The organism is Streptomyces sp. 8L (genome assembly GCF_020176795.1).
Taxonomy (GTDB): domain Bacteria; phylum Actinomycetota; class Actinomycetes; order Streptomycetales; family Streptomycetaceae; genus Streptomyces.
In genome coordinates, this window is the sequence record NZ_JAIUKE010000077.1 from 17,533 (window position 1) to 38,199 (window position 20,667).

Here is a 20,667-nt window from a genome sequence, read left to right on the forward strand (position 1 = left end):
CCCCCCCGCCGCCCCCCCCCCCCCCGCCCCCGCCCCCCCCCGGCCCCCCCGCCCGCGCGCCCGCCCCCCCCCCCGCCGCCCGCCCCCCGCCCCCCCCCCCCCCCCCCCCCCCGGGGCCTCCCGCCGAGCGCCTCCGGCCGGGCGCGGGTCCGCCGCACACCTGGGCGGGACAGGAGAGGCGGTCCCGGGCTCGCGGGCGTCGCCTTCGTCCGCCATGGCCCGTCAGTTCACCCGCGGCGGCGTCAGATCGTCTCCGCGGGTGTATCTGATGTAGCAGTAGTCGTCCAGCAGCTTCGGCAGCGTCCGGTCCTCGGCGTCGACCGCAGCGGCCAGGCCCCTCTCGTCCAGATCGGTCTCTGCGAGCAGCCGGCGCGCCCACGCGCGGCCGAGGCGCTGATGGGCCATGTACGCGCAGTGGTCCCTCGCACCGTGCAGCTGCCTGGCGATGGCCTCGTCCCAGGGCATGAACGCGTGCGGGCGCAACCGGTGCAGCAGCTTGGACGCCGCTGTGGCGCCGAGCGAGCGAGGCCTTCCCGGGATGCCGATGGGCAGGGTCACCAGGTCCGCGTAGCACTCGCCCGCCGTCGCGATCTCCTCGTCGGTCAGCTCCGACATCCTGGCCGTGGTGCCCACCATCGCGGCGCTCCAGCGGGCCGACCAGTCACGGATGCCGATGTCGAAGAGGTCCGGCTCGCCGAGCCGGCTGTAGCGGATGCGACACCCCCACGAGTTGAGCCAGCGCAGCATCGCGACCCGGTCCTCGCGCCCCGACAGGTCCATCTCCCGGCTCGTCTCGTCGGCCACGGAACTGGACACGGCCGGCGAGACGGCCTTGAAGGCGGCCACCGCGGTGCGCAGCTGCTCCAGGTCGGGCGCCATCTGGTCGGGGTGGGACGGCACGAGCGTCAGACGGGGTCTCATGGGAGCAGCTCCGAGCGCTCGGACGTCGATGCGTTCACCGGCACCGCCGCCGGCGGCTTTCGCTTGCGGAACCGCAGATACAGCAGCGCGGCACAGCTGACCGCGAGCGGCCACAGCAGGTACCTGCCCGACATGACCAGCAGGACGAGGACGGCGGCCAGCGCCGCCCAGGCCGCGGTGCGCGCCGGGCCGCGGGGGAGCAGCCGCAGAGCGGCCGCCGTCCCCACCGCGTACACCGTGACGAACGACCCCGTCGTCAGCAGGACCAGGGGCTGGGTGCCGCCGCCGCTCGCGACGACCGCGACCAGCGTCGCGAAGGCCAGGCAGGACACCACGGCGAGGCTGCGCCTTGGCACCTCGCCGACGAGGCTGCCGCGCGACATCCATGCGGGAAGCGCCCCGTCGCGGCCGAGGGCGGCGCCGAGTTTGGAGGCACCGGCCACATAGGCGTTCATCGTCCCCAGCGTCAGCAGGACCGCGGCCACCGCCGCAGCCGTCCTCGCGCCGCCGCCCAGCCCCCTGGCCATCAGCGCGCCGAGCGGCGCCTCGTCGTGCGCCGCGCTCGCCCCGAGCACCGCGATCACGGAGAAGGCGACCAGCAGGTACAGCACGCCCACGATCACCACCGCCGCACCGGTCGCCCTCGGCAGGTCGCGCGACGGGGAGCGGAACTCGCCCGCCAGATGGGTGATCGCCTCCCAGCCCGCGAAGCTCCACACCAGCAGCGCCGCCGCCGGGCCGATCGCCAGCCAGCCGTGCGGTGCGAACGGCCGCAGGTTCGCGGTGCTCGCGTGCGGCAGCGCCAACGTCACGGCGACCACCAGCACCACCACCAACAGTCCGGCCAGCGCGAGCTGCAACCACCCCGCGACGCGCAGGCCGACCACGTTGGACACCACCACCACAGCCATCAGCACCACGGCCGTGACGGCGGTCGTGACGCCCCCGCCCCCCACCGCGCCCGACACGTACGCACCGGCGAACAGGGCCGCGGCGGACGCCCCGGGCGGCACCGCCAGGTAGAAGCACCATCCCACCACGGCCGCCGCGCGCTCCCCGAAAGCCAGCCGCGCGTACGTCGACACGCCGCCCGCGTCCGGGTGCCGCGCTCCGAGCGCGGCGAACACGGCAGCCAGCGGCGCGGACACGACCACGAGTCCCAGCCAGGCCACCAGAGACGCGGGGCCCGCCACCTGGGCCGCCAGCGCGGGCAGCGCGATGACGCCCGTGCCCAGCACGGCACCCACGTACAGCGCCGTCCCCTGTAAGACCGTGAGACGGCCACCGCCCTGGCCCGCACTCCTCGTTTCGCTCATACCGAAAGTCTTCCGATATGCGCCGAGATCGACAAGTGTCGAATACGACAGGGCACGCTAAATTTCTGCCATGCGACGACACGTGGTGGCTCTTGCGGTGACGGACGCTGCTCCTACCTTCGAGCTGGCGGTTCCTTGCGAGGTGTTCGGTATCGACCGCAGCGATCTGGCGGACCCCTGGTACGAGTTACGGCTGTGCGCGGGCGAGCCCGAGCCGGTGCGTACGGCGGCCGGACTCGTCGTGCCCGCTCCCTACAGCCTCGACGATCTGCCCGAGGCGGACACCGTGGTGGTGGCCGCGTGCAGCCGGTCGGTCCAGGCCTCGCCGCCCGCCGAGCTGCTCGAAGCCGTACGCGAGGCACACCGGCTGGGCCGGCGGATCGTGTCCCTGTGCTCCGGCGCCTACGTGCTGGCCGCGGCGGGGCTGCTGGACGGGCGCAGGGCCACGACACACTGGATGAACGCGGTCGACTTCGCCCAGCGCTTCCCCGCGGTCGACTTCGACCCGACAGCCCTCTACACCGAGGACAGTTCCATCCTGACCTCGGCCGGCACCGGTTCCGCCATCGACCTGTGCCTGCACCTGGTACGCAGGGACCACGGCTCCGCCATCGCCAACGAGGTGGCCCGCCGCATGGTCGTACCGCCGCACCGCGAGGGCGGGCAGACGCAGTACGCCAAACCGCTGGTGCAGGCCGAGCGCGACCCCTCCCTCGCACCGGTCCTGGACTGGGCCAGAGACCATATGCACGAGCCTCTCAGCGTTCCCCAGCTCGCCAGGGAAGCCCGGCTGGGGGAACGCACGTTCGCCCGGCGCTTCCGCGACGCCCTGGGCACCACGCCCTTGCAGTGGCTGCTCCAGGAGCGCGTGCGGCTCGCCCAGGAGCTCCTGGAGACGACGGACGATCCCGTGGAGAACATCTCGCAGCGCACCGGGTTCGGCTCCGCGACCAATCTCCGCCACCACTTCGGCAGGCTGGTGGGGGTTTCCCCGCAGACCTACCGCCACGTCTTCCGGCACCGCGCGGCCGGACGGCGGCCGGACGGCCGCGGGGAGAGCGGGCGGGAGGAGAGAGGTCCGGGACAGGCTCCGCACACCATGGAAGTGGAAGTGGAAGTCCCTTGAACAGGGCCGCCATTGCTCCCCCGGGCAACTTTTGGTTGCCTTCCCCGCATGGTGCAACGCATAGAAGCACATCAGCTGATACCGGGTTCCGGAACTCCTCTGCGGGACGCGGTCGTCGTCCTCGACGGCGAGACGATCACCTACGCCGGAGCCGCCGCGGACGCGCCGCCGACCCCGGGGGCGGTGGTCACCGCCGCCGACACGGTCATGCCGGGTCTGTGGGACTGCCACGGCCATTTCATGGGCCTGCGCGACTCCGACATGACCCTCATGGCCCAGGAGCCGATCGCCCTGCGGGCCGCCAGGATCACCACGGACCTGCGCACCGCGCTGCGGGCCGGGTTCACTTCGGTACGGGAGGTCGGCGGCCTCGGCATCCACCTGGCGCGGGCGATCGAGGAGGGCACGGTCGAGGGGCCCTCCGTGTACGCGGCGGGCTCCACACTGTCGGCCACCGGCGGACACGGCGACCTGCACAGCTATCCCGTGTCCTGGATAGCCGACTTCGCCCACCTGGGGGGCGAACTCCGGCTGTGCGACGGCCCCGTGGAGTGCGCGGTGGCGGCCCGTGAGCAGTTACGGCGCAATGCCAGGCTCATCAAGATCTGCGCCTCCGGCGGAGTGCTCTCCGAGGTGGACCACCCCATCCACCAGCAGTTCACCTTCGCCGAGATGAAGGCGATCGTCGAGGTGGCGGGCATGGCGGACCGGATCGTCGCGGCACACTGCCACGGCAAGCCGGGCATCATGGCGGCGCTGGAAGCGGGGGTCACGACCATCGAGCACGGGACCTTCATCGACGAGGAGGCCGCCGACGCGATGCGCGAGCGGGGCGCGATCCTCGTCACGACCCGGACCATCTTCCAGGAACTGCTCGACAACGGACACGTGCTGCCCCCCTTCGCCCTGAAGAAGCTCCACGAGACCGCGGACCGGCACGCGGAGGCGGTCGCGATCGCGCACGAGCGGGGCGTCACCATAGCCGCGGGCACCGACGTCGCGCTGACCGGCACGGACCTCCAAGATTCCTGGGGGCGCAACGGCCGGGAGTTCCCGCTGCTGGTGAAGCTGGGCCTGTCGCCCCTGGAGGCCATCGAGGCGGGCACCGCCCTCGGGCCCAGGACCCTCGGCCCGCAGGCGCCCCGCTCGGGGCAGCTCGTCGCCGGGTACGACGCCGACGTCATCACGCTCGACGACGATCCGCTCACCGACATCGGTGTGCTGGCCGAGCCCGACCGGATCACCGGGGTGTGGAAGGCCGGCCGCAGGGTCAAGTGACCTGACGCGCGGCACAGACCGACTCCGCCGGCCGGTGCCCCACCGGTCGCCCGCCGCCGGCGGCCGGCACGCGTACCACGGCGCATGGGGCCCGCCCGCGTGCGCCGTGCCCGGCCCCGGGCGTCCCCACCGGAGCGCTCCCCAAGGCCCGGCGCCGGCCGCGATGTCCATCGATTCGGCCGACACTGTCCTGAATTCGGCGCCGCGACAGCCGAAATTGGGGGCACTTCGTGAGGAACTCGGCGTGTGGGAGAACGGAAATGCGCCGAGCATGCCGGACACACTGGATATCCCGGGCGTCCGGGCTAGGGTGAGGCCATGATCGGATTGCCTGCCCTCCCCCAGCATTCAGGCGCCCTCAGAGCACGGGAGGCAGTCGTCGCCCTGGAACGTCCGGCGATCGCGAACCACAGCTTCCGTACCTACGTGTGGGCTCTGCTGGCCGGTGAGAAGCGCGGGATGCGGGCAGGCGCCGATTTCGATGCCGACCTGCTGTTCTACGCCTGCGTCCTGCACGACCTGGGGACGGCCGACGCCCATGACGGGCCGTCCCGATTCGAGGTCGAGGGGGCCGACGCGGCGGCGGAGCTGCTCGCCGCGCAGGGCGTGGGGAGCGCCGAGATCGACCAGGTGTGGGAGGCCATCGCCCTGCACACCTCTCCGCACATCGCCGAACGCAGGGGCCCGCTCTCCCTGTTGACCCGGCTCGGTGTCCTGGCCGATTTCCAGGGGCCTGGCGCGGACCACTCCCAGCTCGTCGCGGAGACGGAACGCGCCTACCCGCGGCTGGACATCGAACGGGAACTGACCGACGCGGTCGTCTCCCAGGCCCTGCGCAAACCGGAGAAGGCACCCGAGCACTCCTGGCCCGGCGGGCTGCTCCGCGCCCGGCTCGACGCCACCCCGCCCCCGTGACCCGACGCGTTCCCGTCCTTGAGCCCAAGACACCGCCACCCACCGGGAGACAGACCTCATGACCGACGCCGACGCCCGCCCGCGAGGGGCCGGAGCCTTCGACTTCCTGATCGGCACGTGGAGCGTGGCCAACCGCAGGCTGAGCAGACCGCTGTCCGGCAGCACGGAGTGGGACGAGTTCCCGGCGACCGCCGTCTGCCGGGGCACCTTGTTCGAGGGCGGGGCCAACCTGGACGAGATCGTCTTTCCCACGAAGGGCTTCGCCGGCCTGACGCTGCGGCTCTACGACCCTGAGCGCGACGAGTGGTCGCTCAACTGGGTGAGCAGCTCGACCGGTCGCCTGTCACCACCCATCGTCGGACGGTTCGGGACGGACGGCACCGGGGAGTTCAACGGCAAGGAGATCCACGAGGGTGCCACCGTGGCGTGCCGCTTCATCTGGTCGCGGATCACCGAGGACACCGCCCGCTGGGAGCAGGCGTTCGCCACGGCCGACGGGGACTGGGAAACCAACTGGTACATGGACTTCAGCCGGACCGCCTGACCCGGCCGCCCGGCCCGGTGCGTACGCGGGTACGTGTGTACGCGCGCGCACCGGGCCGGACACGACGTCGCGGCGCGGGCCCGTGACACGGGTGCGACGGGCGGTGTCAGGACGGGAGCGGCTCGCTCCCGTCCGCCGCACGGCCCCGGGGACCGTGCGGCCACCACCCGTCGGCGATGTCCCGCGGGCCGCCCTCTCAGGCGCCCAGCCGCACGGGCAGTGTTTCCAGGCCGTGCATGATGGTGCTCGCCTTCCACTGCAGCTTGCCGGGGTCGACGGCGAAGGACAGGTCGGGGTAGCGCTCCAGCAGCCGGCCGAGCGCGATCTCCACCTGCAGCCTGCCGAGCGGCGCCCCGGCGCAGTAGTGGATGCCGTGGCCGAAGGCCAGGTTGCCACTGATCTTCCGGGTGATGTCCAGCGCGTCCGGGTTCTCGAACTTCTCGGCGTCCCGGTTCGCCGAGCCGAGGGCCACCACGACGATCTCACCGCCGGGGATCGTCACACCGTTCAGCGGTATGTCGTCGGTGGTGAACCGGAAGGTCGCCAACGCCACGGGGCCTTCGAAGCGCAGGAGTTCCTCCACGGCGCCGGGCAGCAGTGTGGGATCGGACCGCAGCCGAGCCAGTTGTTCCTGGTTGCGCAGCAGGCTGTGCACGGCGTTGCCGATCATGCTGAGCGTGGTGTCGTGGCCCGCCACCACCAGGAGGAAGACCATCGCGACGAGTTCGGACCTGGTGAGCCGGTCGCCTCCCTCGCTGGCTTCCACCAGGGCGCTGAACATGTCGTCACCCGGTTGGGCGGTCTTCGCGTCGATCAGGTCCTCGGTGAAGCGGGTCACCGCGGCCGACGCGGAGGCGACTTCCTCCTCGGTGTGGTTGGCGCCGACCAGGGTGCTGGTCCAGCTCCGGAAGACAGCCCTGTTCTCGGGGGGTACGCCGAGCAGCTCGGCGAGGACGGTGATGGTGAGCGGGGCGGCGAACTGCTCCACGAGGTCGGCCTCGTCGGCCTCGGCCAGGCGGTCGAGCAACTCGTCGGTGATCGCCTCGATCCGGGGCCGCAGCGCCTTGGTACGGCGCTCCGTGAAGGCCTTGCCGACCAGCCGGCGCAACCGGGCGTGGTTGGGCGGGTCGCTGTTGAGCATGTGCGCGGCGATGTCGTTGTCCACCTGGGCCGGGGCCTCGGTGGGAGTCGGCGAGTGCCGCGCGAACATCTCGTTGATCCGCCGGCCGTCCTTGCTGACGCGTTCGTCGGCCAGGAGCTGGCGTACGTCGTCGTAGCGGGTCACCAGCCAGACCTTGACGCCGTGCGGCATGAGCACTTTGCGCGGCGGGCCCTCTTCACGCAGTCGCGCGTAGAGCGTGTAGGAATCCTGGACGAAATCGGCGGGTATCTCTTCGAGGACCTCGGCCTCGGAACCCGGACTCTGCATGATGCAGCCCTCTCAGTCGACTGGCGCGAGAACTGTTCCGGTGGATATCTCCACCACTTGGATTGCCTCACGCGGACATGAATCCGCGACGGCCAGTATTTCGTCGTCGGCGTCTATCTCGCCCTCGACCGGCTGCGAGGTCCCGTGGACCAGCTGGAACCGGTCGGGCCTGTCACCCACACACACGCCCGAGCCGATGCAGGCGGTTTCGTCCACGGTGATGCGCCAGCGCTTCTCGGAAGGCATCCTCTGTCACTCCCCTTTCAGGTGATCGACAGTACAAAGGAATTTCGAGCACGAAGGGTTTCTCCTGTGGGAGTCCGCACACGGGGACTCCCCCGGGCATCCTCAAAGAATTCAGGATGGCAGGCCCGAAGGCCTCGGACCGCGGAATTCCATGTGCCAGGGAAGCAGCCCTGTGTCCCGTGGGCAACGTTCACTCGGCGCCCGGGCGTTCAGACGCGGAGTCCTGGCACTTGAACGCTCCGGGCCCGCGGCCTCAGACCTGGCCCGGCCTCAGACCTGGCCCGGCCTCAGGCCTGGCTCTCGCTCGGCGCGAAGAGGACCAGGACGCGCAGATCCTCGGTGACGGAGTGGAACCGGTGGTCCACCCGCGCGGGCACGTAGACGACGGAGCCGGCCTCGACGGGCTGCTCCCGCGTGCCGATCCGCAGTACGGCCCGGCCCGCGAGGACGTGGTAGAGCTCGTCCTCCGCGTGCGGGGTCTGCGGATCGGTACCGCCCGCGGGCAGCACGTACAGCCCCGCGCTCATGTCCTCGACGCGCAGGAACTCCATGTACCGCTCGCCCTTCTGGTCCTGCTGGGCGGCCAGTACGGAAAGGTCGTACGCCTGCTCTTCACTCATCGTGTGCCCCTCTCTGCCGCAGCCGCTCCTGGTAGGGGGCCGCGAGCCGTTTCGGGGCGACCATGGACCAGGCGTCCACGACAAGTTCGGTCAGTTCCGCCTCGTCCAGCCGGTCGAGCCGTACGCGCACCCAGTTGAACCGCTCGTCGGAGGGGACGGGGCCGAAGAACCTGTCGGGGTCGGCCGCCAGTAGCGCGGCACGCTCCTCGCGCGGGAACGCGAAGCCCATGGACCGCTCGTCCCGGGACAGGGCGATGTACACGAGTCTTCCGACCCTGAACTTCACCTGGTCGCGTACCAGTGCCTCTTCCGTCCTGGGCAGGCCGATGGCCACGCGCCGGACGTCCTCTGCGGTGGCCATCGGCCGGCCTTCCTCTAACGGAGCTCCAGGGTGCAGCACTTGACGCTACCGCCTGCCCTGAGCAGTTCGGCCAGATCCACTCCCACGGGATGGAATCCGCGGGCCTTCAGCGCCTCGATCAGGCCGGCGGCGGCCTGCGGCAGCACCACGTTGTATCCGTCCGAGAAGGCGTTGAGGCCGAACACACCGGCGTCGCTCTCGCTCGCCTCGATCGCGTCGGGGAACATCGTACGCAGGACCGCGAGGCTTCCGGGCGAGAACGCACCGGGGTAGTACATGATCTGATCCTCCGCCAGGACGGACAGGGCGGTGTCCAGGTGGTAGAAGTTCGGGTCGACGAGCTGGAGTCCGACGACCGGCAGGCCGAAGAACTCCTGTGCCTCGGCGTGCGACCTGGGGTCGGTGCGAAAGCCCGTGCCGGCCAGGATCTTGCGCCCCACCACGAGGTAGTCGCCCTCGCCCTCGTTGACCGCGTCGGGCCACAGGACGTCCTGGTAGCCGTGGCGCAGGAACCACTCCAGGTAGGCCGGGCCCTCGGCGGTGCGTTCCACGTGTCTGAAGCGCGCTCCGAGCACCTTGCCGTCGACGACCGTGGCCCCGTTGGCGGCGAACACCATGTCGGGCAGTCCGCGCAGGGGTTCGATGAGTTCCACGGTGTGGCCGAGCCTGACGTACAGATCACGCAGGTACTCCCACTGCAGCAACGCCAGGGTGGTGTCCACGGGCTTGCCCGGGTCCATCCAGGGGTTGATGGAGTACGAGACGTCGAAGTACTGGGGGCGGCACATCAGCAGGCGGCGCGGGGTGGCGACGGGCGCGGCCGGCGTCCGGCCGCTCATCGGTCGAGTCCCTGGAGAGCGCTCCGCAGGTCGGCGGGCGACCCGAGGACGGCGGTCTGGTACGCGGCGATCATGTCCATGACAGCCTTGTCGTAGTTCTCCACCCACTCGGTACTGGCGTAGAAGCGCTCCTGCACCGAGACGCGGTCTTCCTCGGAGTCGAAGGCCCGCAGCAGGTAGTAGCCGTCGTCGTTGTTCGGCGAGGAGCCGTACGCGACCACCGTGATGCCGAAGCGGCGCATCATCGGGACCGTTCCCTCCTCGCTGACCCGTGCGAACTCCGCACGCCGGCCCGGCTGTACCGTGAACAGCCGCATTTCGAGCACACTCATGTCAACTCCTTGGCTTCGGGTGTCCGGCGGGGCCGGATCTCAGTGCTCCAGCGCTTTGGCGACCAGTGCCGTCATGTCGTCGACGGTCCGCGCGGTGTGGAACTCCCGTAGTTCCAGCCGGACATGGAAGCCGCTCTCCAGCTGCGCGAGCGCTTCGAGAGAGGCCAGGCTGTCCCAGTCGTGCGCGGCGAGCACCGGCTGCTCCCGCAGCTCGGCCACCGGGCAGCCGAGGACGTCACTGACGACCCCCAGTACCGTCTCGCCGATCTCCTCCGCGGTCTTGGCGTTGTTCACGTGGTTCCCTCCGCTGTTGTGTTCCGGCCCTCGCGCACCGACCCGTCGAGGACGATCCAGGACGGAGTGGGATCGGGGCTCTGCCCGGGGACGAAGACGAACCGCCCCTCCCCCTCGGCCTCGAACCCGGCCTTCTCCCAGAAGCCCGCCGCCACCGCGTTCTTGGGCGACGGTGTGAAGGCGCCGGTCAGCCGTGCGGCGCCGACCTCCCGTGCCAGCTCGGCCAGCAGCCCCGCGATGGCGAACTCCACGCCACGGCCCAGGACCCGGCAGCTCAGCACCAGGTTGAGCACATGCCAGGCGTCCGGCGCCTGTTCGACCCACACCGCGCCGACGATTCCCTCGTCGCCGAACCGGTCGCGTGCGGAGATCGCGGCCACCAGATGGTTCTGACCGGCGATCATGGCCTTGGTCTCCGCCGCGTCGAAGCGTAGCCCCGTCAGGTTGAACTGGTTGGTACGAGCGCCGAGTTGAACGATCCTGGGGACGTTGAACGGGGTGGCGGCCTCCACCGTCACCCGGATCTCCAGGGCCGAGAGGTACTCCTCGGGCGAGGCGAAGGAACCCGAGAAATCCTTGCGCAGGCCGCGCGCGCGGTAGAGCTCGGGACGCTTGCGGTCGGTGCCGGTGAGCTCGGTGACGTCGAAGAGCCCGCCGCGGACCAGGGACGCGGACAGATACGCGGGGTCGCCGCCGGCGTCGATCAGGGTGACTTCGGGCAGCAGCGCCTCCACCTCGCCGCGCTCGAACGGCGAGTCGTCCATGAAGACCATCGACTGGGTGCCCAGCCCGAGGGTCTCGGCCGCCTCGGCGAGATTGGCGCCCTTGGAACTCCAGTTGACCGCCGTGAAGGAGAACGCCTCGGGCCGCAGCAGCACATCGGGGTGCTCGGTGAGTGCGGCCGTCACGGCATCCGCGTCGTTCTTGCTGGCGAGGACGAGGATCACACCCTGGTCCCGCAGCGCTCGCACGGTCCGCTGGAGCGCCAGGTAGGACTTCCCCGGATACAGGCCGCCCAGTACGACGCCCTCGGCCCCCACCTCGCCGAGCACACCGCCCCACAGCGTGTTGTCGAGGTCGACGGCCAGCACCTTCCGGGACAGCCCGGCGCGCGCCTGGGCGATCCGGCGCAGGCCGTCGGCCAGCAGCAGCAGGGCGCCATCGGTGTACGGCAGGTCGGCGTAGGCGTGCAGCCGTTCGTCCCTGGCCGCGACGCCCCGGTCGGCGAGGAGGCCCACCAGGTCGATCACCTGGATTCTGCCGTCGCTCGTCTCCGCCATCTCCAGCAGGCCGGCGTTGAGTTCGTACCACAGCCGGCTCAGCCGGCCGCGGGCCCGGAGGCTGAGCACCGTGTCGCTGACGGTGCCGGGAAGGGGGACGGTGTGGAGCACCACCGTGGCGGTGTTTTTACTGAGAGCGGCCTCCGCCAGCGCGCGCAGGTGCCGCAACCGGTCCCTCAGGTGTTCCTCGGCGGACTCGGGCGCGGCGAAGTCGAGGTCCGCGGGAAGGAAGTAGTCCGCGTCCAGCAGACAGGCGACGAGGTCGGACCCGCTGTCGATGCCGCCGGTGGCCAGTGTGAGGTCGAAGGCCCCGTAGGGAGCCGCGCTGATGGCGGGCAGAGCCCCCGCACCGACGAGGCGGGCCCGCAGCAGCGTCTCGTACGGTCCCACCGTGCAGGCGGCCACCACCGCCACGCTCACCGGGCGCAGTTCGCCGGCCGGGTCCTTGAGGCCGGCCAGGGCGCGTCCGGCCCGGCGCAGCACTGCCGGGTCGTCGCCGCGGGCCAGCTCCGCGCGCAAGGCCGGGGCAGGCGCTCGCCCTTCGGCGACGGCCGCGCGCAGGGCGTCGATCAGTTCGGACATCAGACCCTCACCAGTGTGCAGTACCAGCGCATGCCGATCGAGATGCCGATCAGCGCCGCCAGGTCGCCGGACACGAGCTCGCCGCTCTCGGTCAGCATGGCCAGCGTGGCGAGGTGATCCGCCGCTCCCATGTGCCCGTGGAGCTTCGCGAGGTCCGCGTTCGTCCGGCCGACCGGCACGTCGAACGCCTCGGCGATCTCCTCGAACGAGCCCTGGTTGTCGTTGAGATGGATGAGTTTGGTGATGTCGGCGCGGTCCACGCCCGCACTCGCGCAGGCCAGGTCCGTCACCTCGACGAGGCGCCGGTTGAGTCCGCCGACGAAGTCACGCAGCCCCTTGGGGTCGGTGCGGAAGTGCTCCTGCACCCGCTCAAGACCGTTGGCGCCGGTTCGCACGCTCCAGTTCTCCGGGGCCACGGGGGCCGTGGCGCCGCCGTAGTCGGACCGGAACCAGTCGGCGACGTCCGGGTCGGTGAACTGCTCCGTGGCCAGCCACCGGCCCGCCGGGTGGCCCCGGCGCAGGACGGCCGCGGAGGCACCGTCACTGTGGATCGAGTTGTTGACCCGCATGCGGTTGCGGTGGTACTCGCTGACCCTGTTGACGGCCACGAACAGGATGTTGTCGAGGCGCGGGTGGACGGCGAACAGGCCCGCCGCGTCTCCGATTCCGGTGACTCCGCTGACGCAGCCCTCGCTCAGCAGCAGGGACGGCTTGAGGCGGATCTTCAGTTCGCGCGCCAGTGCGGCGCTGGCGTCCCAGTTCAGGTACTCGGGTACGTCGGACACGGCCAGGACCACCTGGTCCACGTCGTCAGGGGCGAGCTGGGCCCGCTCCAGTGCGATCCGGCCGGCCTCGGCCGCCAGGTGGGTGCCGGTCACATCCGGCGCGGCGCGGTGGAAGGCCTCGTAGCCCCACCGGTGCACACGCTCGGGGTCGTCGACGAATTCCTTGAGGGTGCTGGTGCTCACGTCTTGTTCGTCGCCGAAGGCGTATCCCAGGGCGGCGATTCCGAAGTCGACAGGCTGGCCGGTCACTGATTACCGCCTTCGAGGTAGTGCCAGTTCTCAGGATTGATCATCCCGAACGGGTTGACGGGCCCGAATCCGTGCAGGTCTTCGGAGACTTCGAAGAGCCTGATGGGGAAGTTGGGCGTGAAGATCACCGGGGCCTGCTCGGCGATGTAGTCCTGGTAGGCGTAGAGGGCCTGAGGATCGTCGCTCGTCACCGAGGCGTCAATGAGCCGGTCGGCCTCCGGGTCGCTGTAGTGGCCGAAATTGCCGCCCGCGCCGGCGCTGAAGAGGATCTCGCCGGTCGGCTGGTGGAAGACCCAGCCGCCGTTCCAGCAGCAGGCCTCCCACAGGCAGTCGGGGCCGGCCTCGCAGGGCGCGTCCTCGGCCACCAGGACCGATCCGTACACCTCCTGGAGCCGGACGTCGATGCCGGCCTTGCCCGCGTCCTCCCGTAGCTGCTCCATCAGCCGCGTCAGGGCGGGGCGCCCCTCCACGTAGCGCAGCAGGAAAGTGAGTTCCGTGCCCGCGGGGATTCCCTCGCCGGCCTCGCCGGGCCCGTTGCCCGGCCGTACGCACACGGCGGGCGTGACGCTCGTGTCCCAGCCGTTGTCCTCAAGGAGCCGGCGGGCGCGGTCGGGATCGAAGGGCAGCGGCCAGGCGCCCTCACGCTGCCGCGGCGAGACCAGATCGGTCTTCGGAAGCATGGGCACCGGGCCGTTCTGCCGGTAGGCGTAGCCCTGGTAGATCTCCCGTACGGCCGAGTCCTGGTCGAGGCACATCTGCACCGCCTGCCGGAAGTACGGCTGGTCGAACAGACGGCCCCGGACGGTCGGATTGTTGTAGTTGAGCGATATGTAGCGGATGCAGTAGGCCGTCTGCGGAACGAGCCGGTAGTGCTCAAGGGGGTTGGGACCGCCCTTCTCCGGGCTCTCCGCGGGCTCGTTCGCGAAGCTGAGCGGCAGGTAGCCGACCTGGATGGCGCCCTCGCCGCGCGGGCCGCGGCGCAGCATCTCGTACTGCTGCTCGTCCGACACCGTGGGAATCTGCCGGAACTCGTCCAGATAGGGCTTGTTGGGTCCGGAGAAGTGCTCGTTGGGTACGAAGGTCACCACACCGTCCAGCGTGTAGCTCTTCAGCCGCCAGGGCCCGCTGACGACGGACCAGATCGGGCTGTCCGCCCACCGGCTGCGGGCCGCGTTGCCCTCGTCCAGGATGTCGCCCTGCTCGGCCATGAGGTAGGCGTAGACGGCCTCCACGTCGGCAAGGTCGCCCGACGCGTTGGCCGGGCCCTCGGCGGTGCGGTCCCAGGCCTTCGGCAGCGGGGTGATGGTGCTGAGCTGGTTCATCAGCACCCAGCGCTTGGAGTACGCGCGGTCGAAGGTGAAGTAGACCTGGTCCTCGCGGCCCTCCACCTTGCCGTAGTCGGTCAGGTTGTCGGGGAAGTAGCCGGGGACGTACTCGCCGTAGCGGTCACCCTTCACCTTCATCAGGTTGACCCAGAACAGCACGTTGTCGGCGCTCAGCGTCTCGCCGTTGGACCACTTCCAGGGCTTCACGGTGATGGTGACCGTCCGGCCGTCCTCGCTCCACCGCGGGGGCTCGCCGATGCTCCTCGCGTAGTCCACCTCGGGGCGGCCGTCGCTGCCGAAGTAGTACAGCGTGCTGTACATGAGCGCCTGGAACTCCAGGATGTTGCGGGTGCCCATGCGTTCGGCGGGGGTGAACGGGAAGATCACCGCGGGCGGGAACCCGGGGGCGCAGGCCCAGGTCACGGTGCCGCCGCGTCGGGGCTTCGCCCCGCCGGCGCCCTGGCCGGTGTCCGTACGCGCCGTCTCGGCCGTCCTCGTCGTCCGGGTCACCGCTCGGCCTCCTTCTCGGGTCCGCGGCTGCCTGCGGCCGTGGACGGGATCTCCTCAAGCAGGCCCTGGCCGCTGTCCGCGTTCTCGCCGAAGCGCTGCCAGTGCTCGGTCAGCCTGACCCTGCCGTCACCGAGGAGTTCGGGCGTGGAGCGGCAGGCGCCGCTGACCACGGCGCCGTCGGTGAGCACCACGCAGTAGGCGAAGTCCAGGGCCCCGTCGGGGCCGCAGACGCCGGTCAGGGTGCCCCGGCGCGCGTCGCCGCCGGAGAACTCCCCCCACAACAGGTCGCCGCTCTGGTGGTACACGGCGGTCCGGCCGGACTCACCCTCGTCCGCGCCCAGCGGCCTGAACCGCTTTCCGTCGTAGTCGATCACTTCGGCTCCAAGGTGACGGTGATCCGTTCGGCGAAATCGTTCATCGTGGCGCGCGCGTCCTGAAGCGAGTCGCCGGTCGTGCCCAGGAAGCCGAAGATGGTGTTGCCCTCGGGGGGCCGCAGGATCTTGTCGCCGGGAGCTGCGGTGATCTTCAGCAGGAAGACCCGGTCGGAGGAGCTGACCTCCTCGGGGACGTGGACTTCGCGCACCACACCCGCGTCGCAGATCAGGCACATCGCGGTGATGTGCACGCCGGTCGGCTGGTAGTGGCGCACCTTCGGCTTGACGCCGAGGCCGATGTCCCGCACCGCCCGGATCGGGTCGTAGTCGGCCGTCAGCCGGGCGATCTCGTCGAGTCCGCCGCCGCCCACCCGGGCTGCGATCTCCAGCAGGTAGGGCTTGCCCTGGTGGAAGCGGACCTCCGCGTGGGCGACGCTGCGGCGCAGCCCCTGCGCCCGCATACCGGCGCGCACCACGTCGTGCACGGCCTTGAGGTCGTCCGGGGCGAGCGAGGTGGGGCCGTGGTGGATGTCGTCGTCGAACGTGGCCCCCTCGTCGGTGATGCGGTCGACGACCGAGCCGAGGTAGACCTCGTCGTCCCAGGCCAGGGCCTCCATCAGATATTCGCGGCCGTCGAGGTAGGACTCGACGAGCAACCCCTGGGGGCCGAGGTCGAGGCCCGCGACCTCGGAGCGGGCCCAGAACATCGACTCGATGCCGGCGGCCGCCTGGCGGAAGCGGTCGGTCATCTCCTCGGGTGTGTCGATACGGAAGACGAAGTGGCTGCCGGCGCCCATGGTCGGTTTGAGGACCACCGGATAGCCGAACTCCTCGCCCGCCGCGTGCGCCTCGTCCAGTGTCGCGACGTAGCGGAACGAGGGGTGCGGCGCGGCGGCCCGCTGGTGCGCCTGGCGCATCAGGTACTTGTTGCGTGAGGTCTTCGCCGCCTCCACCCCGATGCCGGGCAGGCCCAGTTCCTCGGCCACCGCCGCCGCGGTGATCACGGCGGATTCCGAGAAGGTGATGACGCCGTCGAACTGTTCCGTCTTGTGCCAGTCCCGGGCGATCTCGAGGATTCGGCCGATGTCCCTGCTGCCCGCGAGGCGGTAGCGCTCCTCGGGCCAGAAGTCCTCGGTCCCCTCGCCGTTGAGGACGTAGAGGTCGACCCCCATGTCCTCGACCTGGCGATACCGGGATATGTAGTAGGACAGATACTGGATTGTCTCGATGGTGAGCAGCTTCACTGAGCCCTCCAGGCCTTGTGAGTGAACGCGGTGGTGAACGCCCGTGCCCGCATCGCGGGCCGCGGCAGTCGGCGTCAGAGGCCTTCGTCCGCGGTCCCCGCCTCGACCAGCCTCGGCAGCCGGAACGGCATGATCTTCTCGATACGGCCCGGTGCGGGCGTCAGTTCGACGCCGTCGGCCGCGGCTTTGGCGGCCGTGTCGACCAGGATGGGAGCCGCCCAGGCCAGCAGGGTGCGGACGGCGAGCAGGAGGTCGCCCGGCTCGCTCGCGACGGCGCTGTCGCCGCAGAGCTCCGTGGCCCTGGCCACGATGAGACGCGCCGCCTCGACCAGGCTGAAGGTCTCCAGCTCGAAGCAGCCGCTGACGGCCCCGGCGAAGGCCGCGTCGGCCGCACGGCCCGCCTCGGTCACCGGCATCGGCTCCTCCCAGTCGCAGCCGGCCAGCACCGTGTCCAGCAGGCCGGCGAGCTCGTTCCAGGGGCCGGTGAGCCGGCCCGCGGCGAGCTCCGCGGGATCGAAGTTGGTGCGTTCCCGCTCGGGACAGGTCAGCGCCAGATGGAATCGCGCCACGTCCCGCGGGCAGTGGGCGACGAGTTCGGCCGCCCGGACGAGGTGGCCGCGGCTCGTGGAGAACTTCTCGTGCCGCAGCTCGTAGAACTCGTTGCACACACTGGCGCTGGGCGTGATGTAGCGCTCGCCGTGCGCCAGCAGCAGCGCCAGGTCCATCAGCGCCCAGTGGTACACGTTGTCGAAGCCGTGGAAATAGACCAGTTCGGTCTCCCGGCCGCTTCGCCAGAACTCGTCGTACGGGAGGTCCTCGGGGCCGCCGTGCGCCCACCAGGTGGCGTACATGGAGGCGGGCATCGCCTCGACCCACGGATAGACGATCTGGTCCGCGAAGTCCTCGAACGGTGCGGCGGTCCCCCAGCGTCCGGGGAAGGTCACCGGGATCTCGGGCAGCGGGCCGTCGAGCAACTGCCGCATCAGAGCGAGGGGGCGAGGCCTCCAGCGCGCGGCGGCCTCCTCGATCCGTGCCTCGATCGCCGGGCGGTGCTCCTCCATCGGCAGCACCAGGATTCTCCGCTCCCGCAGCACCACCGGCTCGTCCGGGTGCGCGGAGTACCGCGGCTGCGTCAGCTCGGCGAAGTTGTTGGGGTGTCCGCAGTCCTCGCACACCCCGCCCGCGCTCTGCCCCTCGCAGTGCGGGCAGACGCCGCTGAGCAGGCCGTCGTACAGGAACACCCCGCTGGTCTCGGCGTACGGCAGGGCGACCGTACGGGCCCGCAGCCGACCGGAGTCCCGCAGCGCGGTGACGAAGCCGGTGACCGCGTCCCTGTACCCGTCGCCGACGGGCGGCAGGCAGCGGCCGGCCGGGGCGGTCAGCTCGACGCCGAGTGCGGCGAGGGACGTCTCGATCTCGGACGTCGAGCGCTCGCACAGCCGCTCGGGCGTCAGGCCGAGCCGTGCGGCCGTGGTGACCACATAGCTCTGGTTGTTGTCCGTGATGGTGGTGAGGGTGACGTCCTCGCCCTGTGCGCGCAGCGCGCGGGCGTAGATGTCCGCCGCGAGATAGGGGCCGGCCATATGGCCGACGTGCAGGTCGCCGTTGGGGGTCGGGGTGGCCGGCACGACGATGCGCGGTCGGCGGCGCACGGTCATGCGGACCGGCTCCCGGTCTCGGCGTCCGGCGAGGCGGCCCCGGCGGCGCTCGGCTCGGTGCGGTGCCGTTCGGCGAACGAGCCCGCGAGGTCGGCGTCCCACCAGATCGAGTACATCTCGAAGTCCTCGGAGGAATCATTCACCAGCTGGTGCACGGTCTCCGGGGTGAAGTGGATGATGTCTCCGGCGACGAACGGAACGCGCTCGCCCTCCGTGATGATCTCCGCCGCGCCACTGAGCGCGATCCAGATCTCGTACTCGTGGTGGCCGTGGGCGCCCGACGACACTCCCGGTGCCGCCACACACCAGGACCCCTCGAAGGGGGCGTTGAGCAGGGGCCAGGGCACCAGGCGCTGGGCGCGCAGCTGGTTGTCGGTCTTCAGCCGGTCCCGCAGCAGCGGGCGTATCTCCATCGGCACGGTAACTCTCCGTTCGAAGTCAACTGCTCACGTGTGGGGGTGACGGGGCTTCAGGCGAGGTCGACCAGCGCCGGCGCCTTGCGGCGGTCGGCCAGCATGCCGCCGACGATGTCGCCCGACCGGCTGGCCAGCACGCTCAGCAACGAGTCCGCGATGCCGTGCGTGGCCTCGTTGACGCCCTGGAGGTAGCAGGAGGCGCCGTCGCGGTCGGGTACGTGGAGCCGGTAGCCGCGGTCGACGGTGATGTCCTTGAGGCCCAGCTCCCGGGCCAGGTTCCGGACCAGCGTCGGCATCGTTCCCCGGAAGCCGGTGCCGAGCAGGATCAGGTCGCAGCGCAGCTCTTCGGCGAGCCCGGTGCGGCGGTTCGTCAGCGACAGCACCACTTCGTCGCCGTCGAGCCGGGCAGCGGAGATGTCGGTCATGGTCAGCAGCCGGAGCCGCTCCTGCCCGCTCAGCCGCTCCAGATAGCGCTGGCGGTAGAGCGTGTCGAGCATCGCAGGCGCCAGGCCGCCGTAGTTGCTCAGGTGCATCTCGCCGAGCAGCTGCCGTCTGGCCTCGGGGCCGGCTTCGTGGAACTCGTCGATGAACGAGGGGTAGAAGATCTCGTTCGTGAACTTGCTGGACTCGTAGTTCTTCAGCCCGATGGAACGCATGATCATCGTCGTCTCGGCGGACGGGAACCCCTGGTGCGCGGCCCACACCAGCTCGGCGGCGCTCTGTGCCCCGCCGACCACGACGATGCGCCGCACGGACGCGGGGTCGACGCCCGCGATGCGCTCGGTGTACTGGCCGCTGTGGAACACCCGGTCGTCCGGAAGATCCGCCAGCGCGTCCGGGATCAGCGCCTCGCGCCCGATGCCGATCACCACGTCGCGGGACTCGGTCGTGGTGCCGTCGGTGAACCGGGTCTCCCAGCCTTCTACCCGTCCGCCCCGCGTACGCCTGGGATAGACCTCCGTGGCCCGCTTCCCGTAGGCGATCCGTACGCTGCTCAGCGATTCGGCGACCCAGCTCAGGTAATTCGAGATCTCCTGGCGATAGGGCGTGAACGTTCCCAGGTTGATGAACTCGTCCAGCCGGCCGACGGAATGCAGGTAGTTGACGAACGAGAACCTGCTTCGCGGATTGCGCAGCGTCACCAGGTCCTTGAGAAAGGAGACCTGACTCTGCGTCCACGGCAGCAGCATGCCGCGCTGCCAGGCGACACTTCCGTGGGCTTCGGCGATGACCGTGTGTTCCGCCAGTTCGTCGGCGGCCATCTCTTCCATCGCCACACCGAGCGCGAGATTCGCCGGTCCGGCGCCCAGGGCGAGCACTTCCACTTTCTTCGACACCAGGATCATTCTCCTATCGGGCGAGATGACAGATCACTTGCCCCGCACTTCCGCGTGGGCATGTCGGCTCATATCGAAGTCCGCAGGACGGCTCACACACGTCCGGAGATCGACAGGCAGGAAAGGCGCCGAACCTTCGATCGGGCGGCGACCGTGAAGAATGCTAGCCATAGATTTTCCCGCTGCACAGAAAAGGTCTCTGAATTCGGGTTCGATCGTCGGGCGGGGGCCGCGGGGGGCGGGGGCGGGGGGCGCCCCCCGGGGGGGGGCGGCCCCCCCCCCCGGGGGCGCCCCCGCCCCCCGCCGCCCGGCGGGGCCGGGGGGGGGGCCCCCCCCCCCGCCCGCGGCGAGGCCCGCGAGGCCCACGCCCTGGAGCGCGGCGCCGAGGAGCAGCAGCCGGCCGGTGGGGCGGCCGCGGGCCCAGCGGCTGACCGGTATCTGGAACAGGACGGTGGCCACGGCGTCGACGGCGAACAGGGCCGCGTAGACGGTGGTGCTCAGGGGGTGCAGGGGGCGCAGCAGCACGAGGCCGTCGGCCTCCCACCAGGTGAAGGTGATGCTCAGCAGCCCGCCGCCGAGGACGAGAAGCACCAGCCGCCTGTCGCGCAGGATCGGTGCGAGCACGCCGGCCACGGCCTCACCGCCGTCCCCGCCCGCGTCGCCGTCCCTGCCCCCGTCTCCGTCCC

At 70.7% G+C, this 20,667-nt stretch carries 22 protein-coding genes; 5 read left to right on the forward strand and 17 right to left on the reverse strand.

Annotation, left to right across the window (positions count from 1 at the left end):
- Positions 1-222: 222 nt before the first annotated feature.
- The gene (locus LCE31_RS08240) at positions 223-921 is read right to left on the reverse strand and encodes a hypothetical protein (protein WP_225013348.1); all 699 of its coding nucleotides are present in this window, start codon (positions 919-921) and stop codon (positions 223-225) included.
- Positions 918-2,237: an APC family permease gene (locus LCE31_RS08245; RefSeq protein WP_225013349.1), complete on the reverse strand. Its 1,320-nt coding sequence runs from the start codon at positions 2,235-2,237 to the stop codon at positions 918-920. The genes LCE31_RS08240 and LCE31_RS08245 overlap by 4 nt, the downstream gene beginning before the upstream one ends.
- Positions 2,238-2,307: 70 nt before the next feature.
- Here LCE31_RS08245 and LCE31_RS08250 point away from each other — a divergent pair, with 70 nt between their 5' ends.
- From LCE31_RS08250 to LCE31_RS08265, 4 genes are all read left to right on the forward strand, one after another.
- Positions 2,308-3,363, forward strand: a complete 1,056-nt coding sequence (locus LCE31_RS08250; RefSeq protein WP_225013350.1) for a GlxA family transcriptional regulator — start codon at positions 2,308-2,310, stop codon at positions 3,361-3,363.
- Positions 3,364-3,411: 48 nt separating this feature from the next.
- A complete protein-coding gene (locus LCE31_RS08255; RefSeq protein WP_225013351.1) occupies positions 3,412-4,641 on the forward strand; it encodes a metal-dependent hydrolase family protein in 1,230 nt (409 codons plus the stop codon).
- Between the two features lie 318 nt (positions 4,642-4,959).
- Positions 4,960-5,556: an HD domain-containing protein gene (locus LCE31_RS08260; protein WP_225013352.1), complete on the forward strand. Its 597-nt coding sequence runs from the start codon at positions 4,960-4,962 to the stop codon at positions 5,554-5,556.
- 58 nt (positions 5,557-5,614) lie between these two features.
- Positions 5,615-6,100: a hypothetical protein gene (locus LCE31_RS08265; protein ID WP_225013353.1), complete on the forward strand. Its 486-nt coding sequence runs from the start codon at positions 5,615-5,617 to the stop codon at positions 6,098-6,100.
- Positions 6,101-6,296: 196 nt separating this feature from the next.
- Here LCE31_RS08265 and LCE31_RS08270 read toward each other — a convergent pair whose 3' ends face one another.
- The 15 genes from LCE31_RS08270 to LCE31_RS08340 form a co-directional block, all read right to left on the reverse strand.
- Positions 6,297-7,529, reverse strand: a complete 1,233-nt coding sequence (locus tag LCE31_RS08270; protein ID WP_225013354.1) for a cytochrome P450 family protein — start codon at positions 7,527-7,529, stop codon at positions 6,297-6,299.
- Positions 7,530-7,541: 12 nt separating this feature from the next.
- Entirely contained in the window at positions 7,542-7,775 is a 234-nt protein-coding gene (locus LCE31_RS08275; protein ID WP_225013355.1) for a ferredoxin, read from the reverse strand.
- A 287-nt stretch (positions 7,776-8,062) separates the two neighbouring features.
- Positions 8,063-8,395 carry a cupin domain-containing protein gene (locus LCE31_RS08280; protein ID WP_374118440.1) on the reverse strand — a complete coding sequence of 111 codons (333 nt, stop codon included), beginning with the start codon at positions 8,393-8,395 and terminating at the stop codon, positions 8,063-8,065.
- Complete coding sequence (locus tag LCE31_RS08285; RefSeq protein ID WP_225013356.1) at positions 8,388-8,756, reverse strand: MmcQ/YjbR family DNA-binding protein; 369 nt, start codon at positions 8,754-8,756, stop codon at positions 8,388-8,390. Before LCE31_RS08285 ends, LCE31_RS08280 begins: the two co-directional genes overlap by 8 nt.
- A 14-nt stretch (positions 8,757-8,770) precedes the next feature.
- On the reverse strand, positions 8,771-9,595 hold the full coding sequence (gene ddaH / locus LCE31_RS08290; RefSeq protein ID WP_225013357.1) for a dimethylargininase: 825 nt from the start codon (positions 9,593-9,595) through the stop codon (positions 8,771-8,773).
- The gene (locus LCE31_RS08295; protein ID WP_225013358.1) at positions 9,592-9,927 is read right to left on the reverse strand and encodes an NIPSNAP family protein; all 336 of its coding nucleotides are present in this window, start codon (positions 9,925-9,927) and stop codon (positions 9,592-9,594) included. The genes ddaH and LCE31_RS08295 overlap by 4 nt, the downstream gene beginning before the upstream one ends.
- Positions 9,928-9,966: 39 nt before the next feature.
- A complete protein-coding gene (locus tag LCE31_RS08300; RefSeq protein WP_225013359.1) occupies positions 9,967-10,221 on the reverse strand; it encodes an acyl carrier protein in 255 nt (84 codons plus the stop codon).
- Entirely contained in the window at positions 10,218-12,083 is a 1,866-nt protein-coding gene (locus tag LCE31_RS08305) for an HAD-IIIC family phosphatase (RefSeq protein WP_225013360.1), read from the reverse strand. The genes LCE31_RS08300 and LCE31_RS08305 overlap by 4 nt, the downstream gene beginning before the upstream one ends.
- The gene (locus LCE31_RS40800) at positions 12,083-13,117 is read right to left on the reverse strand and encodes a 3-oxoacyl-ACP synthase III family protein (RefSeq protein WP_225013361.1); all 1,035 of its coding nucleotides are present in this window, start codon (positions 13,115-13,117) and stop codon (positions 12,083-12,085) included. The genes LCE31_RS08305 and LCE31_RS40800 overlap by 1 nt, the downstream gene beginning before the upstream one ends.
- Complete coding sequence (locus LCE31_RS08315; RefSeq protein WP_225013362.1) at positions 13,114-14,952, reverse strand: ABC transporter substrate-binding protein; 1,839 nt, start codon at positions 14,950-14,952, stop codon at positions 13,114-13,116. Before LCE31_RS08315 ends, LCE31_RS40800 begins: the two co-directional genes overlap by 4 nt.
- Positions 14,949-15,326, reverse strand: a complete 378-nt coding sequence (locus LCE31_RS08320; protein WP_225013363.1) for a hypothetical protein — start codon at positions 15,324-15,326, stop codon at positions 14,949-14,951. Before LCE31_RS08320 ends, LCE31_RS08315 begins: the two co-directional genes overlap by 4 nt.
- Positions 15,323-16,570, reverse strand: a complete 1,248-nt coding sequence (locus tag LCE31_RS08325; RefSeq protein ID WP_225013364.1) for an ATP-grasp domain-containing protein — start codon at positions 16,568-16,570, stop codon at positions 15,323-15,325. The genes LCE31_RS08320 and LCE31_RS08325 overlap by 4 nt, the downstream gene beginning before the upstream one ends.
- Before the next feature lie 74 nt (positions 16,571-16,644).
- On the reverse strand, positions 16,645-18,228 hold the full coding sequence (locus LCE31_RS08330) for a class I tRNA ligase family protein (protein WP_225013365.1): 1,584 nt from the start codon (positions 18,226-18,228) through the stop codon (positions 16,645-16,647).
- A complete protein-coding gene (locus LCE31_RS08335; protein WP_225013370.1) occupies positions 18,225-18,641 on the reverse strand; it encodes a cupin domain-containing protein in 417 nt (138 codons plus the stop codon). The genes LCE31_RS08330 and LCE31_RS08335 overlap by 4 nt, the downstream gene beginning before the upstream one ends.
- Positions 18,642-18,697: 56 nt before the next feature.
- Complete coding sequence (locus LCE31_RS08340) at positions 18,698-19,990, reverse strand: SidA/IucD/PvdA family monooxygenase (protein ID WP_308042229.1); 1,293 nt, start codon at positions 19,988-19,990, stop codon at positions 18,698-18,700.
- A 495-nt stretch (positions 19,991-20,485) separates the two neighbouring features.
- On the opposite strand from LCE31_RS08340, the gene LCE31_RS08345 reads away from it, so the two are divergent.
- On the forward strand, positions 20,486-20,667 hold a 182-nt coding region (locus LCE31_RS08345), incomplete at its 3' end, for a hypothetical protein (protein ID WP_225013366.1).

Bases quoted from the DNA above. Each gene is read 5' to 3' on its own strand.
- LCE31_RS08265 (WP_225013353.1), top strand. From the start codon at position 5,615: ATGACCGACGCCGACGCCCGCCCGCGAGGGGCCGGAGCCTTCGACTTC.
- LCE31_RS08335 (WP_225013370.1), bottom strand. From the start codon at position 18,641: ATGGAGATACGCCCGCTGCTGCGGGACCGGCTGAAGACCGACAACCAG.
- LCE31_RS08260 (WP_225013352.1), top strand. From the start codon at position 4,960: ATGATCGGATTGCCTGCCCTCCCCCAGCATTCAGGCGCCCTCAGAGCA.
- LCE31_RS08255 (WP_225013351.1), top strand. From the start codon at position 3,412: ATGGTGCAACGCATAGAAGCACATCAGCTGATACCGGGTTCCGGAACT.
- LCE31_RS08240 (WP_225013348.1), bottom strand. From the start codon at position 921: ATGAGACCCCGTCTGACGCTCGTGCCGTCCCACCCCGACCAGATGGCG.
- LCE31_RS08250 (WP_225013350.1), top strand. From the start codon at position 2,308: ATGCGACGACACGTGGTGGCTCTTGCGGTGACGGACGCTGCTCCTACC.
- LCE31_RS08270 (WP_225013354.1), bottom strand. From the start codon at position 7,529: ATGCAGAGTCCGGGTTCCGAGGCCGAGGTCCTCGAAGAGATACCCGCC.
- LCE31_RS08305 (WP_225013360.1), bottom strand. From the start codon at position 12,083: ATGTCCGAACTGATCGACGCCCTGCGCGCGGCCGTCGCCGAAGGGCGA.
- LCE31_RS08340 (WP_308042229.1), bottom strand. From the start codon at position 19,990: ATGATCCTGGTGTCGAAGAAAGTGGAAGTGCTCGCCCTGGGCGCCGGA.
- LCE31_RS08280 (WP_374118440.1), bottom strand. From the start codon at position 8,395: ATGAGTGAAGAGCAGGCGTACGACCTTTCCGTACTGGCCGCCCAGCAG.
- LCE31_RS08285 (WP_225013356.1), bottom strand. From the start codon at position 8,756: ATGGCCACCGCAGAGGACGTCCGGCGCGTGGCCATCGGCCTGCCCAGG.
- LCE31_RS08295 (WP_225013358.1), bottom strand. From the start codon at position 9,927: ATGAGTGTGCTCGAAATGCGGCTGTTCACGGTACAGCCGGGCCGGCGT.
- ddaH (WP_225013357.1), bottom strand. From the start codon at position 9,595: ATGAGCGGCCGGACGCCGGCCGCGCCCGTCGCCACCCCGCGCCGCCTG.
- LCE31_RS08330 (WP_225013365.1), bottom strand. From the start codon at position 18,228: ATGACCGTGCGCCGCCGACCGCGCATCGTCGTGCCGGCCACCCCGACC.
- LCE31_RS08245 (WP_225013349.1), bottom strand. From the start codon at position 2,237: ATGAGCGAAACGAGGAGTGCGGGCCAGGGCGGTGGCCGTCTCACGGTC.
- LCE31_RS08275 (WP_225013355.1), bottom strand. From the start codon at position 7,775: ATGCCTTCCGAGAAGCGCTGGCGCATCACCGTGGACGAAACCGCCTGC.